Source organism: Sulfurimonas sp. (assembly GCF_023228785.1).
In the GTDB taxonomy this organism is placed as follows: domain Bacteria; phylum Campylobacterota; class Campylobacteria; order Campylobacterales; family Sulfurimonadaceae; genus Sulfurimonas.
This window is the reverse complement of sequence record NZ_JALOAN010000007.1, coordinates 1-15,816: the sequence shown is the minus strand read 5'-3', so window position 1 is coordinate 15,816 and position 15,816 is coordinate 1. Positions and strand designations below refer to the sequence as shown.

The following is a 15,816-nucleotide window of genomic DNA, read 5'->3' as shown; positions in this document are numbered from 1 at the left end:
GAAAAAGATGAAAATATTAAAAATAAGCCTAATTGCAGCACTTGTTTGTGCAGCGAGTGTAAGTGCAGATGATGCAAAACCAAAGAGAAGTCTAAAGGGCAATATGCAAGAAGTTTATAACACACTTCCAAAGAGTGTAGATAATCTAGGTGCTGCTTTTACTGAGGGTGTTTTTTATGGTCGACTAAGAGCTAACGCTTTTAGATGGGACTGGAAAGATAAAGATCAAGATAACAAAGCTTTTGGTGCAGGTGGTAGTATTTTATATAAAACTGCTCCACTCTATGGTATTAGTGCTACTGCAGGACTCTACTACTCAAACAGTCCAATCTCTAACTGGAGACAAAGTAACAATAGCGTGGGTGAAGTGAAATCAGGGAAAGATACATTTAGTAGATACAATGTTGATAAAGATGGCGATTGGGAGATGGCAGTTTTAGCCCAAGCATACCTACAATACAACATCTCAAAAACAGACTTTAAACTTGGTCGTCACACTTTTGAGTCTGCACTAACTGCATCTAATGACACTAAGATGATCCCAAATACTTTTGAGGGTGTGAGTGTTGAATCAAAAGATCTACCAGATACAACTCTAAAAGCTGCATATTTCACAGCTCAAAAACTTCGTGATCATACTACCTTTCATGATGTTTTAACATTTAATGATGGAACTTCAAACTGGAACAACAATGATGATTCTGGTGTGCATAAAGGTCTAACATATAAAAGACTACAAGATTCAGGAAAAGATGTTGATAATGAGCTTATAGTTGTAGCAGCGAGTAACAAGTCCATACCAAACCTTAAGGTAGATGCGACATATACAGCAGTTCCAGATATGGTCTCAAGCCTTATTGGAGAGTTAAACTATGCTATACCTGTTGGCGGTGTGACAATTACTCCGGGTGTTCGTTATATGAAGCAGTTTGATGATGGGGCTGGAAAGGTTGGTGGAGCAGCTCTAAGTGGTAAAATAAATGCTGCTAATGCTAGAACAAATGGTTATAAGAGTGGAGATTCTCTAGATGCTTCTCTTTGGATGGCTCGTTTAGTGGCATCTGTTGGAGCATTTAAAGGGCTTGTAGGATACTCAAAAGTAGAAGATAAGGCTGATATCGTTGCCCCTTGGCGTGGATTCCCAACTGGTGGATATACTCGTGCAATGGCACAAGTAAACTGGAGAGCAAATGCTGAGACTATGATGGTTGAAGCAAAGTATGACTTTGGCAAAGCAAACATATTAGACGGTTTTACTGCTATGGCTCGTTATGCTATTCAAGATTCTGATGAGAAAAAACAAGGTAATGGCGGTGGACAAGCTGACTTATCAATTTTTCACATGGATTTAAAACAGCAAATCACGCCTCAACTAGATGCTAAATTTCGTTTAGGGATAGTTACTGCTGATAGCAGAGTTAGCGGTAAAGATGAAGACTCATATAATGAGTATCGTTTTGAAGTTAACTACTTGTTTTAAAAATATGGAGCACAAAGCTCCATATAGAAAATATTACTAAAAGGTTGTGTGTATGAAGTCATTACTGTTAATAGCGTTAGCTTTTCATTCTCTTTTCTCCTTTGAATATAATCTTGAGCCAAAAAAGATAAACAGTCAGATCTACTGTTTTTTTGGCAAGCCCCAGATAATGGACACACACAACAACGGTGATATAAGTAACTCTTGCTTTGTAGATCTGGGCAAGAGTTATCTAGTAATAGATAGCGGACCTAGCTATAAGTATGCGCGAGATACACATAAGGCGATGAAAAAAATCAAAAATCAAGAAGTCTCTTTTGTTATAAATACTCATATCCATGATGACCATTGGCTTGGAAATGGATACTACAAAGAAAATGGTGCAACTATCATAGGTGCTAAAATATTTGCAAATACACCCAACGCAACTCCAATTAGGATGCAACAATACATCTCTAAAGAAGCTTTTGATAAGACCGAAGAAGTTTTTCCTACAAAGCATATAGAAGGGGTGCAAACTCTTGAACTTGAAGGTGTTAAAGTAGAACTAACAAGTTTTGATAAAACTATTCATACAGACAATGATATGATAATTTACATACCATCACAAAGCGTTGTATTTGCAGGTGATTTAGTCTTTAATGAGAGGATAATGTCTCTTCGCGGAGGAAATATAAATAACTGGATTGATGTCTTAGATGAGATAGAGGCAAAAAATAGCAAGTATATCATCGGTGGACATGGGAATATATACACAAGAGATAGTACAAAGATCACAAAGAGATATCTTGAAGCTCTTAAAGAGTTTGTGTTAGAGTCTATTGATGAAGGGCGAGATATTACAGATACACTTACTAATTCTCATATGAGTGAGTTTGAAGATTTAAAATTATATAAAGAGATGCATACTATAAATGTTGAGACTGCGTATAGAACTTTGGAGTGGGGTGATGAGTAGTATAAAGTTTGTAGCTCTTTTTCTAATCTTTTTTTACTTTACTTTAGATGCGCTAGAATTTAAAAGCTATGAAGAAGCAAAAGTCCTCCAAAAAGATAGTAAAAAGCTTATAATGCTTGAAGTTATGCGAAGCAATTGTCATTACTGTAGCGATATGCAAAGAGATGTTTTTGATGATGAAGAGATGGGTAAGTGGATAAATGAGAGATTTATCCCTGTTAAAATAAATCTCGATAGCGATTCACCTCCACTCGGGATAAAAGTTAGTTTTACCCCTTCTTTCTTTTTCATAGATATAAATGACAATATAAAAAAGAAAATTCCTGGTTCGTGGAATATAGAAGACTTTAAATCACTAACAAAGGATATTAAATGAGAAGATATTTTACTTTAATTTTACTCTTGTGTGCGATACTCACAGCTGAGACAAAGTTTGCCCAGCCAAAGCCATCTTTTGACAATCCAAGACAAATAGTCTTCTCAATCAAGAGTGCAGATGATGCAGAGATTCATCATGTACTAAGTAGTGCCAACAACGTTTTAAAGTTTTATGGATCTGATAATGTTCAGATGAGAATAATAGCTTATTATCATGGAATCAAAGCCCTACAAAGTGTTCATAAAGATATAGCTCTAAGAGTGAGAGCTTTGATGCTTCTTGATGTTGAGTTTGTAGCTTGTGGAAATACAATGACTACAAAAAAGATAGATGAGAGTGAGCTTGTCCATGGTAGTGAGATAGTTACTGCTGGGATAGTTGAGATTGCAGAGAGGGTTAAAGAAGGTTGGGTAAATATAGTTCCCTAATTATTTGAAGCATTCAATTGAATGCTCTGAACAATTGAATGCTCTGAACAATTGAATGCTCTGAACAATTAGCGAACTAGATCCTGAATCAAGTTCAGGATGACGTCTCCACTGTTTCAGGATGACACCCCCACCGTTTCAGGATGACGTCTCCACCGTCATTCCGTGCTTGACACGGAATCTAGTTTATGGATTAATCAGAGGGTTCAATTTATACTAAAATAAATAAAGGAAAGAAAATATGAAAAAAATAGTTTTAGCATTGATGCTATTAGTTGGTTTAAGTAGTGCTGAGGATATAACTCCAAAGCTGGTTATAGATCTTACTGCTGGAAATATAGAGACTTTTGAAAAAAGAATACTAAAGGCTATCGTTGTAAATAAAAATTATTATGAGAGCCAACTTCAAGAGTTAGAAGTAGCAGTTGTAGTACATGGAAGTGCTTATAGGTTCTTTGTAAATGATCCAAGTAAGACAAAATACAAGGTTGATAAAGAACTCTTGAGTAAGTACAAAGAGTTTCATACTAGAATAAAATCTCTTGAGAGCACTTATAATGTTGAGTTTTTTGCTTGTAAAACTGGAATGACTAAAAATGGGCTTGAAGATAAAGATATGCTTAGTTTTGTAAAGATAGTTCCAACTTCTACTATAGCGTTAATAGATAAGCAAAATAGAGGCTATGCTTTTCTTCTTGTTGAAGACAAATAATCAAGTAAAAGATAATAGATAAGAAATCTTTATTGGCTATAATTATCCTAAAAATAGGTGTGACTATATGAAAAAACTTCTTGTTTTACTTTTAACTCTAAGCATCACTCTCTTTGGTGCTTCGAAGTTTATGATGCCAGATGAGGCTTTTAAACCAAAGGCTACTATAAACGCTTCAATGCAGATAGAAGCTACTGTAGAGATAGCTAAAGAAATATATCTCTATGCCGAGCAGTTAAAAATAGAGGTAAAAAAGGGCAGTGGTGTCTCTATAGCAAAAGTTGAAAAACCAAAGAGTGTAGAGCATCATGAAGAGATGGTCTACTTAGAGTCTCCTACATTTATAATTACTTTGCAAAAAGATAGTCAAATTAGTGGGATGCAAAACATTGAGTTTGTACTCTCATATCAAGGCTGTTCTGAACAAGGCCTTTGTTATGAGCCACTAAGTGAGACTTTTAGTTTTGAAGTAGATACAAGTAAGCTTGAACTTGCATCTACAGCTAAAAGTGATGTCGTAACTAAAGATGTACAAAAAAGTTTTGAAGTAGCACCTAAAGAAGAGAGTGTCTCAGAAACAGATGCTATAGCAAACACTATAAAGTCTGGAAATATCACACTTGTACTTTTAACATTTTTAGGATTTGGACTTCTCTTAGCTCTTACTCCTTGTGTCTTTCCTATGATTCCTATCATCTCTGGAGTTATCATCTCTCAAGGCGAGGGGATTACTACTAAAAGAGCTTTTGGCTTATCAGTTGTTTATGTTCTTGCTATGGCAGTTGCGTATACTATTGCTGGTGTTTTGGCAGGTCTTTTTGGTGCAAACCTTCAAGCCGCACTTCAAACTCCATGGGTAATCTATTCGTTTGCAGGGGTTTTTGTTGTCTTAGCTTTTAGTATGTTTGGATTTTATGAGTTAAAACTTCCCGATTCTTTAGTCGCAAAGGTGAGTAAAAATAGCAACAGAGGTGGCTATGTCGGTGTTGCTATAATGGGATTTTTATCGGCTCTTATAGTCGGTCCATGTGTAGCAGCTCCACTCGCTGGTGCACTAGTATATATTGGTCAAACAGGAGATGCTGTTCTTGGTGGTTTGGCTCTATTTTTTATGAGTATCGGTATGGGGATTCCACTTATCGCAGTTGGGGTTAGTGCAGGAAAGTTTATGCCAAAACCTGGAGAGTGGATGACTATGGTCTCAGCTATCTTTGGTGTTATGATGCTCTTTGTTGCAGTTTGGATGCTAGAACGTGTGGTAGATACATATGTAACTATGCTTCTTTATGCGATGCTTGGTATCGGCTTTGCCATCTACTTAGGAGCGTTTGAGAGAGAGACTCATATCTTTAAGAGAAGTGTAGCCCTTATATCTTTTATATACTTCACGGCACTGCTTATTGGAGCGCTTGGAGGATCTACTAGTATGATTAAGCCTCTTTCATTTTTACAAAGTGCAGCAAGTACAACACAAGTAGAGACTAAAGATCTAGACTACACAACAGTAAAGTCTATAGCTGAACTAGATGAGCTTTTAGTTAAACACAAGGGCAAAAAAATTATGCTTGATTTTTATGCTTCGTGGTGTGTATCTTGTAAAGAGTTAGATGCTGTTACTTTTGCAGATGCAGGGGTACAGGCAAAGCTTAGTGAGTTTGTTTTTATAAAAGCAGATATTACAGAAAATTCTAAAGAACAAAAAGCTTTGAGTAAAAAATATGGAGTCTTTGGACCTCCAGCACTTATATTTTTTGATGCTTCGTCAAACATTATAAGCTCTAAAACTATTATTGGTTTTGTTGGACCTGATGAGTTTTTAGCACACTTAAATCAAATATAACTTACTTAAGCCTCTCAACTAGAGGTTTTGTATCTTCTAGAAGCATAATGGGTTCTATAAAAGGTGCAACTTGAGCTAAAAAGTTTAACATACTCATAATGGGAGCACCATAAAAAAATTTTACTTTATTGTTATAGTGCCAAAGTCTATCTGCGTATTGATAAATTAAAAATGAGTTATCTCCGATATTGTCACCATCTGTATCAAAACCTGCATATCTATCCCAGTAGTTATACTCCACTACATTTAGCATAGTTTTATATCCAGCTGTATTTTTTACAATATCATCTATATTTCCTTCAAAGACATTATTAGTGATTTTATTTTGTCTGATGGTCATGTGAAAACCTATAGCTTCTTTATTGTAGGAGATATCGTTGTTTGTAATATATCTTTTTATAGATTGCTCATTTGGATTTGAGTCTATGTAGATAGCTTTAGCGTTGTATCTGAGTTTATTTGAGTCAAAGATAGTTGAGCCTTGTTGAAGTATAACTCCTATACCAGCAGCTCCATTTGAACTTAGTATGGAGTTGCTTATGATCTTGGAATTTTCATTCATCATCATTATTATAGATACAGAGTTATATTTAAATATATTTTTTTCTATAAGAGTGTTTTTACTGTGAGCTATTTTTAGAGCAAACCTTGAGTTGGTTATATTATTATTTAAAATTATGTTGTCGTGAGAGTAGTTTAGATTTATATCTCTTGTTTTAGTGATAGTGTTTTTAGTGATAAGATTGTTATTAGAGTGCCAGATTTTTAGGGCATCTCCTCTTAAGGCTATATCAAAATCTTTTGAACTTATGAAGTTTTCTTTGATAGTAGAATTTTGCACCATATACATATCTATGCCATATAAAGAGTCTAAAATTTTGCAATTTGATATGTTGATATTTTTTGCTTTTTCTATTTTTATACCACTATCGAGTGAGTACATAAGAGAGCCACTATTTTGGATAATAAGTTTGCTAAGGCTAACATTTGAGCTTTTTATGGTTATTACACTTCCAACATTACCACCATCAATAATGACGCCATCTTCAACGCCAACTATGGTTAATGGTTTAGTAATTATGATGTTACCACTATAAACACCGCTATATAGTTTTAGTGTTGCACCAACAGGAGCTTTATCTATCGCCTCTTGAAGAGAGCTTGCATTAAGAGTATAGATGAAAAGTAAAAAGAGTAAAAATTTTCTCATCTATGCTTATAACTTCTAGTAGAACCTATGGATCTCTTCCATAATGTTTGCAAATTCAACATTGTCACCTTTTTCTTTTAAAAACTTTACAAGATATTCCTGAGATGCTTCAACACCATCTTGTTTTTCTATTTCTAAAAGTTTTGCATAAAGATCGGCTATGATCTCTATTACATATTTTGAGATTGTTTTTCTTGAAGCATGGTAACCAATGATCTCACCAGTATCTGTATTTTTTCTTATCTCAAACTCTGTAAAGATCCAGTAGTATCTTCCATCTTTTGCAAGATTTTTCACAACAGCATTGATGTTTTTTCCCTTAGATATTGTCTCCCAAAGAAGTTTAAAAACTACGCGTGGCATATCAGGGTGGCGAACGATATTATGAGGTGAACCTATAAGTTCTTCTTCTGTATAACCTGAGACTTCTTTAAAGTAGTCATTGCAATATGTAATCTTACCTTTTGAATCAGTTTCACTTACAATATATCTTTTTGGATCTAAAGGAATTTCTTCATCTCTTGGAGTTGGTTTAGTCATTTTATATCCTTCCATTTAAAAGTTTTATAAGTGCTTCTGGAATCTCTTTAAAGTTTAAAATTCTCTTGCCATTATGTTTTTTAGAATAATCAGCGGCAGCATCATATGTTGCAAAAGCTGGTAAATCATCGCCAATAGGTGAAACCATATTTGAGCCATAAACATAAAAAGCGCCTCTAGCATTTATTGGTTTTAAGGTTGTAAAATCTGTTACTATAACATCTTTCATATCATCTTCACTTTTTACACCTACATCAAACCACTTCCCCGGATGATGATAAAACTCTATCATCGCCTTTGGGCTCACAAAAAATACTTTTTTACCATTTGTCAGTTCTATCTTAGCCACCCAATTAGGGGCTTTATGAACTTTCATCCCTTTTACTAATCCCTCAGTATCTTTTGTATAGTCCATCTCATAAGAGAACAATACACTAGATAGTAGTACTACTGCTATAAATATTTTTATCACTTTGACCTCCTAAAATTAAACTAAATCTTTTTTCTCAAATATCTTGTAACCTAAAAATGCAAATAACAACCCAATAAAGAGAGGATAAGCAATGGAGACTAAAACAAAAATACCTTGGCACATAGAGTCAAGTATATAAAATGCAACAGGTCCCATAACTGTAAGCTCAGGGTCAAAAAGCGAGATAGCAGCTACGCGAAAGATCTCCATAGGATTTATCATAGCTATAAAGATGATAAGCTCCTCATTAAATCTGTTTTGCATCATAAGTGAGATAAGTGCAATATCTATAAAAGCGAGTAGAAATATCCAGATAAAAAACGCAATTCCAAGAGCTACTTCACTAGACTTTACAAATGAAGATATAAAAAAAGCTATACCTAAAAATGCACTACTCATAGCAAAAAGAAGCCCTGTATATAAAAAGAAGATATTCCAAGGAATATCTGCACCCTTAAATGCACCATATATAATTGCAATAACCATAGCAAATAAAACAGGAAGATAAACAGTAATAAAACGACCTATTATCTTGCCCCAATAGTATTGTTTTAAAGATATTGGAAAAGAGAGCATATACTCTAAGATGTGATTGTCTCTATCTCCAGAGATAGATCTAACTGTGGTTATGAGGATAAATATAGGCAGAATAACTATTGTTATCTGTATATACATAAGAAGAAGTCTGCTAAGACCACTAAAGCCCATAACTTGTGACTCTGTAACTCCTGCTATAAAAAACAGAGCAATAAGCCCTCCAAACACAAGAGAGTAAACTACAAACCATTTAGCTCTAAGGGACTCTTTTAGGTCCAAATATGCGATTAAGTATAAATTTTTCATTAGTATCCTAGTATCTGTTTTCTAATTTTTGGATTTGCCATATGCTCACCTCTTAACATTTTGATGCTAACTTCATCAAAGTCTATTGTCTCTTCTGCACTATCTTCAAAGGCAACAAAGCCATAAGACATTGGAGTTTTTTCTCCTATCTTGTAGTGTGCTTGTGTTGCATCTATATAGCGAGCTGAGTCTTTTGTAAAGACTTTTGCACTCTTTGCATCTAACTTATTTTCATTACTCCACAAGACAAGACATCCTATATCATCAAAATAATATATGTTATCATTTTTTGCAAGTGATGCACTATGCTTATTACTCTTATCTACTTCCATATGACATTTTGGACATACTCTACTTTTACTCTTTGGCTCTTTGGCACTAGAACTTTGAGTAGAATTACAAGCAGTAAAAAAGCTTAAAGCAAAGATGATTAAAAGATTAAAACTTTTCATCCGAAACCACTTTTCCTAGATCCATATAAATCTGACGATTAACAAGATCTTTTACTTCTTCTAGTCTATGTGTTACAAAAAGAAGAACTTTTTCATCTTCATTTTGTTTTAATAGTCTATAAAAGTCATCCCTAGCTTTAGGGTCTAAGTTTGCAGTAGGCTCATCATAGATGATAATATCACTCTTTTTTGCCAAAGATATAGCTATAAGCAACTTCTGTTTCATTCCACCACTAAGTTTGAAAAAAGATTTTTTCATATTTGTAGCAAGATCTAATTTCATTTCATTTGCATAATGCATGATTTTGTCTTTATCTACATTTGCACTTATAGAGATATAGTGCATAAGTTCTTCAATATTTAACTTGATAGGAGGAGGAAGTTGTGGAACGAAACTTATCTCTTTTAAAACTTCAACTCTGTGTTTTATAGGATCACGCCCGTTAATAGAGACGCTTCCAGCATCAGCGTGGTAGTAACCTAAAATAGAGCGGATAAGAGTAGTCTTTCCAGCTCCATTTGCACCCATAAGTGCTATAGACTCATTTTTGTTAAACTCACAGCTCACACTGTCTAGTGAGATGTGAGCACCAAATTTTTTTGTTAGATTTTCTATTTTAATCATGATTTACACCAAATTTTTTAGTCTGAAGTCAAACTTTAGTGCATCTGCATGACATACATCAATACATCTACCACAAAGTGTACAATCAGCACCAGTTATATACTCTCTTGTGATACCTTTTTCTTCTCTTTGTTTGTCGTATTTTGCTTTTGTAATCTCTAAAACTTGATTTTCAAAACATACATCGCTACAAACCATACAGTGGTCACAGTTATCATTCCATTCAACTCTAAGAGCAGAGATCTTACCGATATATCCATAAGTAGTACCTATTGGACAGATGTAAGTACACCAAGCACGGCGAGAGTAAAAAACTTCTATGGCAAAAACAACAACTACCCAAAAAAATGCTAATGACCAACCATAAACAATCATTCTACTGAGTATTCCAACTACATTAAAAGTTTCGAAAACTAAGTAACCACTTGTAAAAGATAGAATTAAAAACATAGCCCAAAAGATATGTCTAACTCTATGGTCAAACTTTCTCTCTTTAATGATCTTTTTACTAACTAGTGTGTTGTGCCATTTTTCGCCAATCTCACTAATAATTCCATAAGGACAGACCCATGCACAGTAGCTTCTACCACCTAGTAGTAGATATACTAAAACAATAGTTGTGATACCAATTATTACATTTACTGGTAACTCATGTGTAGCTAAGAAAAGTTGCATAGTAGTAAAGAGATCTATCATATGAAAACCCAAAAATCTTGAGCCGCTTAGCGTACCTTCTAGCATCTGCAAGTCAATAAAAAATGACAAGAAGAAAAGGAGATGCACAGCAATAACAACTACCCATCTCTTCATTCTATAACTAAAAATTCTTTTTCCATCTCTTGTAGTATCAAAAAATGTAGAGAAAAAGCTTGATTTTTTGATGGTTTCTCTATTGTTATATTTATCCATTTAAATACTCCCCTTCATGCTAAACATTTTTAGTTTTGCTCTTCTTTTGCTCTTGCTGGAAACTCTCCAATTTCTTTTGCAAATCTTTTTAGATCTTCATCTTCAAGATGCATTAATAAGCCTTTCATGACCATGTTTTCTTTTCTACCAGCTTTAAAGTCAACTAAACTTGTGTAGATCTCTTCTTCACTTTGTCCAAAGATTGGTGGTCCCATCATAGCTTTTCCATTTTGAAAGCCTGAACCATTTACTCCGTGACAAGAAGAACACTTACTTTTGTACTCGTTACTAACTTTAAATGCTCCAGCATTTCCAGCTTTGTCTCTTAGTGCTTTTAGCTCTTCATCTTCTTTTTCTCTATCTGATTTTTCTTCAACTTGCGCTATTGCTGCAACTTTTTGGTTGCTTCCATCGCCAAAGTCTTCAATAACTTTTGCTTGATGTCCACCATGAAAAACTGCATCATCCATCGCAGTAAAAACCATTAAACCAACTATAAAAAGTGTTAAAACACCTACTACTATATTTTTCACTATCTGTTCCTCATTTTTGTTATCTCTTTGTTAAACTCAAATATCTCTTGAGCCAATCTTTTAATATCTTCATCACTCATCATTTTCACAAGATCATTCATTAGTGGATTTGATTTTTTACCAGTTTTAAAAGCTACAATTTTGTCGTAAATGTAACCACTATCTTTCCCTAAGAGTGATGGACCGATGATTCCATTTGCATAGTTATCATGACAAGCAGAACACTTCACTATAAACTCTTTAGAGAGTTTTTTTACCATCATAGATATCTCTATTTTTTCATATGGACTTCTTACATGCATATTTGCCTCTAGATTTGTTCTAGGTTTTCTTCTAACTGCCGCATCTTCATTAGCAGGAATAGAGTTTGGGTCATACTCGCTCTTGATATTATAGTCATAGTAGTAAGATTTACTCTGAGACTCATCACTATCTTTTTGTGCCACTTTAACAGCATGAGCATCACTATTTTGAACTACTTCTATCTTTGGTGTCGCATTTGATTTTGACTGCTCTTTAGCTTCTTTTTTATCAGCACTATCACTACAAGCAGTAAATGTAACCATAAACACTAAAGCAGATGTCAATATTTTAATTTTAGATATCCTCATAACTCTCTCCTATTTTTTACTTGCGTAATATTCTTCATAAGTAACTCTCGGTTTAATCACAATAGATGGAACTGATGTAGGGCAAACTTCTTGACAAGCTCCACATCCAATACAACCATCATAAATTTCAGGACGATTTCCACCGCCTCCATCTGGTACCATAGCTATAGCACTAAGTGGATTTGGAATAGGACACATATCTGCACAAAGAGTACATTGTTTGCCCTCAAACTGTGAAAATTTCTCTAAAAGCTCAACTTCAAGCTCGTGTAAGTTTACAACTGAGTCATTAAACTTACTCATTCTATCAGTATAACCAGCAGGAATCGGAATGTTTTTCATAGCGATACAGGTATTTGGATGCTCTAGTACTGCTATACCCATATGTATATCTTCAGGTTTTTCACAACCATGATCCAGTGCTCCAGTTGGGCAGGCTAAAACACAAGGTACAGCGCTACAAGCCCAGCAACCTCTCTCGTTTGCATCTATATAAGGTGTTCCAACTCCATGTCCATGAGCAATATCAGCTAACTTAATAGAGTGATATGGGCAAACTTGAAGACACTGCCCACACTTTATGCATAGAGCTAGAAACTTTTTCTCATCTACAGCTCCAGGGGGTCTTAGTCTATTTTCTGCTCTTAGAGCGTATGGGCTAAAGATCATCCCACCACCAAGAGCAAGTCCTAGTACCCCAAGTGCGGAGTATTTTATAAACTCTCTTCTATCTGTTTGTACTTTTTGCATCTCTATCCTTTAATCCTAACTGTTGGTTTCTCATCTTCAAGTAAAAAAAGTGGTTTAGTAAATGGTGCTAATTTTGCTAAAAAATTTAGCAAAGAGATAACAGGAGAGCCATAAAAAAACTTTACATTTGGATTGTAGATCCACATTTGATCTGCATATTGATAGACTTTATGTGGAGTATCTCCGACATTATCTCCATCTCTATCAAATCCTATATAGTTATCCCAGTAATTGCCTACTATCTCATTTACATATGTTTTACTTCCTCTGCTATCGTTTATAACATCTTCAATGTTTCCCATAATGACATTATCACTTATGATGTTGTTCTCACTAAGTGAATGAAAATGTATAGCCTCAGAATTATATAAAATTTTATTTCCTGTAATCCAGTTGTTAGTCTCTGGCTCAAATGGAGATCTATCTATATAAAGCCCTTGCGCACAATAGATGATTGTGTTGTCTTTGATTGTAAAGTTTGAGACATCTTTAAGTCCTATGCCCATACCAGTTGCTCCTAAAGAGCTTTGTACACTGTTTCCTATAGCTACAGTATCTTTTGAATACATGAAAAATATACCAACACTATTAAACTTATATGTATTGTTTTTTACTAAATTTTTACCAGCGTACATAAAATGTAGAGAGTATCTACAATACTCTCCATAATTATCTACAATTTCATTTCCGTGAGAGTACCAAATAACCATATCTCTTGACTTTATAAGAGAGTTTTTCTTGACGATATTGTCATTTGAATACCAAAGTCTAAGTCCATCACCACGAACTCCTAAATCTAAATCTTTTGACGTAATAGTGTTGTTAGATACAATGGAGTTTCTAACCATTTGCATATCTATACCAAAAAGACAATCTTCAATAACGCAGTCACTAATTTCACAATGTTTTGCATCAATAACAGTTATAGCTGAATCGATCTTGTCATGTCTGTCACCACTACCTACTATCTTTAGGTTTTTAAGAGTTACATATGAACTGTTTACACTTACAACAGTTCCAGAACCTTCTCCATCAATAGTAACACCATCTTCTATTCCTATAATAGTGATAGGTTTATTGATGATTATATTTCCTTTATAAACACCAGCACTAAGTTTTATAATAGAGCCGTGTGGTGCATCATCTATAGCTTTTTGAAGAGTATTTGCTCCAAAAAGCCCAGTGATAAAAAAAGAAACAGTAAAGATTATTTTAAACATGTTAAACCCTAAATTTTATTTACGCTTGTGTCTCATTTAGTGCTTTTTGTTTTGCAAAAAATGCTAAGAGGCTAAGTAAACCTATAAGAACTATCATATAAAAACCGATAGTCGGATATGAGTGAGTCGTAAACTGTGCTATTTTACCATCTCCAAAAACTGTTGGCATAAAAGGTTTAATCTTAAAAGCTCCCCAGTCATGTAAATTGTGTCCAAACCAGTATAACCAATAAGAATAGTCAGCTACAAAAAGTATAGGTAACGATGCAGGAATAAGCATCACATAGTTTAAATACTTGTTGTTATAAGCTATGAAGTAGATCATGAAAAGTGAAAGTAAAAGTAATGCATAGATGCCAATCTCTCTTTCAAAAACACCACCAATCCACATAGGATCCATCCCAACATAGTGATTGATTGTGTTCATTTCATGAACTTCTCCACTAAATCCATCGAAGTGGAAAAAGACAGGAATACCTTCAGGAAAAGCTTCTTTTGGATAGTTAGGAGCTTCTAGTGAAACCGCCCAAATTGGAAGTGATGCTACACCAATTTCTGATGAGGCAGTTATCATTTTTTCTAAATCATTATGAGCATCTTTAGGGGTAGAGATACTTTTATATCTTCCTTGATTGTAAAGATTCCATACTTTGGCACTAAAAGATGATATTTCATCTCCCTTGTGATTGTCTATCTGTGTTAAAACTCCATTAAAAGCTATCATCGGAAATGTAAACGAGATAGTTAAAATAAGTAAAGCTAAAAGAGCAAAGATTCTTGCTTTTTTTAAACTTGTGTGCATGTGTTATCCTTAAGAGTGAAAATAATTCTAGACTTTTAAAATCTATAATTATATAATTTTTATTATAGCTAAAAATATTTTAACTTATCATAGATATAAGTCAATAATATGGATAAATATAATAATTTATGAATTTTATTATACGTATAAGCTATAACAAAAACAACAAAATTATAATCAATACTTTGATATAAGTCAAGGAAATTTAAAGAAATTTATGATATAGGCATTTTTTCTTAAAAAGTGACAAATTTCATTTTTAAAGCAGAAATTTCAAAACTTTGTTTTAAGAATTACAATGATTTTTGTGATGTAAAATAGGAAGTAGAGGAGTTGTCTCCTCTACCTTATTGCGAGTATAACTTAGACTTAGATTTTAGAATAAGTTAGCATTGTCGTCAACCCATTTCAGGTATTCAATAATGTCTTTTGTTTCTTCTTTACTCATGTTTTGATTAGGCATTCTTAGTTTGAAGTAATCAATCATGCTCTTAACATAAGGCTCTTCATACATTTTTTCTGGATGTAAGATAAAGTCACTTACCCACTTTTCAGCGTTTTCATGTCTTTGTAGAACACCAGTTAAATCTGGGCCTGATGATACTTTACCAATAACGTGACAACCGTTACAACCACCTTCAGCAAAAGTTCTTTCACCCCTAGCAGCAGCAGCAGATTGTTTAGTAGCAATTTCTCTTACAAGTGAGTCTTTTGCACGAATTCCAACGTCAGCAGTTTTAACCATTAGTTGCCAAATCATATTTTCAAAAAGGATAGCTTTTTCATAATCACCTTTTTTATAAGCTGCATCAGCTAGCTTTTTCTGTTCAGGTATTTGATTGTATTGATCGAATGCATCAGTTACAAGATCAGCTACTACTTTATGTTTGTCAAACTTGTTGTCTTTTAAGAACTTAACAACCGATTGAATAACAGCATCTGTAGCATCATTTACTGCAACAGTTTTCTTATATTCAGCGATTAGTTGATCATTTGACATTGTTTGCATTTTTAGTTTTTGAGCCGAAGTATATTTTTTATTCGGATCTTTA

Annotated in this window: 19 protein-coding genes; 6 read left to right on the top strand and 13 right to left on the bottom strand. The window is 34.0% G+C overall.

Annotated elements, in window-relative coordinates:
- Window positions 1–7: 7 nt before the first annotated feature.
- From M0Q24_RS02795 to dsbD, 6 genes are all read left to right on the top strand, one after another.
- A complete protein-coding gene (locus M0Q24_RS02795; protein WP_295046930.1) occupies window positions 8–1,480 on the top strand; it encodes an OprD family outer membrane porin in 1,473 nt (490 codons plus the stop codon).
- Between the two features lie 52 nt (window positions 1,481–1,532).
- Window positions 1,533–2,438, top strand: coding sequence for an MBL fold metallo-hydrolase (locus M0Q24_RS02790; protein ID WP_295046927.1), 906 nt, complete (start codon window positions 1,533–1,535; stop codon window positions 2,436–2,438).
- The gene (locus M0Q24_RS02785; RefSeq protein ID WP_295046925.1) at window positions 2,431–2,814 is read left to right on the top strand and encodes a DUF255 domain-containing protein; all 384 of its coding nucleotides are present in this window, start codon (window positions 2,431–2,433) and stop codon (window positions 2,812–2,814) included. The genes M0Q24_RS02790 and M0Q24_RS02785 overlap by 8 nt, the downstream gene beginning before the upstream one ends.
- The gene (locus tag M0Q24_RS02780; protein WP_295046922.1) at window positions 2,811–3,245 is read left to right on the top strand and encodes a DsrE family protein; all 435 of its coding nucleotides are present in this window, start codon (window positions 2,811–2,813) and stop codon (window positions 3,243–3,245) included. The genes M0Q24_RS02785 and M0Q24_RS02780 overlap by 4 nt, the downstream gene beginning before the upstream one ends.
- 241 nt (window positions 3,246–3,486) lie before the next feature.
- On the top strand, window positions 3,487–3,957 hold the full coding sequence (locus M0Q24_RS02775) for a DsrE family protein (RefSeq protein ID WP_295046920.1): 471 nt from the start codon (window positions 3,487–3,489) through the stop codon (window positions 3,955–3,957).
- A gap of 67 nt (window positions 3,958–4,024) precedes the next feature.
- On the top strand, window positions 4,025–5,797 hold the full coding sequence (gene dsbD, locus M0Q24_RS02770; protein ID WP_295046917.1) for a protein-disulfide reductase DsbD: 1,773 nt from the start codon (window positions 4,025–4,027) through the stop codon (window positions 5,795–5,797).
- Between the two features lies 1 nt (window position 5,798).
- On the opposite strand, the gene nosD is transcribed toward dsbD, so the two are convergent.
- The 13 genes from nosD to M0Q24_RS02705 form a co-directional block, all read right to left on the bottom strand.
- A complete protein-coding gene (gene nosD / locus M0Q24_RS02765) occupies window positions 5,799–7,007 on the bottom strand; it encodes a nitrous oxide reductase family maturation protein NosD (protein ID WP_295046914.1) in 1,209 nt (402 codons plus the stop codon).
- A 15-nt stretch (window positions 7,008–7,022) separates the two neighbouring features.
- Window positions 7,023–7,547 (bottom strand): PAS domain-containing protein, encoded by a 525-nt coding sequence (locus M0Q24_RS02760; protein ID WP_295046912.1) that lies wholly within the window; start codon window positions 7,545–7,547, stop codon window positions 7,023–7,025.
- Between the two features lies 1 nt (window position 7,548).
- Window positions 7,549–8,019 (bottom strand): nitrous oxide reductase accessory protein NosL, encoded by a 471-nt coding sequence (locus M0Q24_RS02755; protein WP_295046909.1) that lies wholly within the window; start codon window positions 8,017–8,019, stop codon window positions 7,549–7,551.
- Between the two features lie 15 nt (window positions 8,020–8,034).
- Window positions 8,035–8,862 (bottom strand): ABC transporter permease subunit, encoded by an 828-nt coding sequence (locus M0Q24_RS02750; RefSeq protein ID WP_295046906.1) that lies wholly within the window; start codon window positions 8,860–8,862, stop codon window positions 8,035–8,037.
- A complete protein-coding gene (locus M0Q24_RS02745) occupies window positions 8,862–9,314 on the bottom strand; it encodes a hypothetical protein (RefSeq protein ID WP_295046903.1) in 453 nt (150 codons plus the stop codon). Before M0Q24_RS02745 ends, M0Q24_RS02750 begins: the two co-directional genes overlap by 1 nt.
- Window positions 9,301–9,939: an ABC transporter ATP-binding protein gene (locus tag M0Q24_RS02740; RefSeq protein ID WP_295046900.1), complete on the bottom strand. Its 639-nt coding sequence runs from the start codon at window positions 9,937–9,939 to the stop codon at window positions 9,301–9,303. The genes M0Q24_RS02745 and M0Q24_RS02740 overlap by 14 nt, the downstream gene beginning before the upstream one ends.
- A 3-nt stretch (window positions 9,940–9,942) precedes the next feature.
- Window positions 9,943–10,848, bottom strand: a complete 906-nt coding sequence (locus tag M0Q24_RS02735) for a NapH/MauN family ferredoxin-type protein (RefSeq protein WP_295046897.1) — start codon at window positions 10,846–10,848, stop codon at window positions 9,943–9,945.
- Between the two features lie 29 nt (window positions 10,849–10,877).
- A complete protein-coding gene (locus tag M0Q24_RS02730; RefSeq protein WP_295046894.1) occupies window positions 10,878–11,381 on the bottom strand; it encodes a c-type cytochrome in 504 nt (167 codons plus the stop codon).
- Entirely contained in the window at window positions 11,381–11,992 is a 612-nt protein-coding gene (locus tag M0Q24_RS02725) for a hypothetical protein (protein WP_295046891.1), read from the bottom strand. The genes M0Q24_RS02730 and M0Q24_RS02725 overlap by 1 nt, the downstream gene beginning before the upstream one ends.
- A gap of 9 nt (window positions 11,993–12,001) precedes the next feature.
- A complete protein-coding gene (locus M0Q24_RS02720) occupies window positions 12,002–12,742 on the bottom strand; it encodes a 4Fe-4S dicluster domain-containing protein (protein WP_295046888.1) in 741 nt (246 codons plus the stop codon).
- A 2-nt stretch (window positions 12,743–12,744) separates the two neighbouring features.
- Window positions 12,745–13,962: a nitrous oxide reductase family maturation protein NosD gene (locus tag M0Q24_RS02715; protein WP_295046885.1), complete on the bottom strand. Its 1,218-nt coding sequence runs from the start codon at window positions 13,960–13,962 to the stop codon at window positions 12,745–12,747.
- A 19-nt stretch (window positions 13,963–13,981) separates the two neighbouring features.
- Window positions 13,982–14,764, bottom strand: coding sequence for a cytochrome C (locus tag M0Q24_RS02710; RefSeq protein WP_295046882.1), 783 nt, complete (start codon window positions 14,762–14,764; stop codon window positions 13,982–13,984).
- 376 nt (window positions 14,765–15,140) lie between these two features.
- Window positions 15,141–15,816, bottom strand: a 676-nt coding sequence (locus M0Q24_RS02705; RefSeq protein WP_295046880.1) for a cytochrome c, incomplete at its 5' end; no start/stop codon positions are given.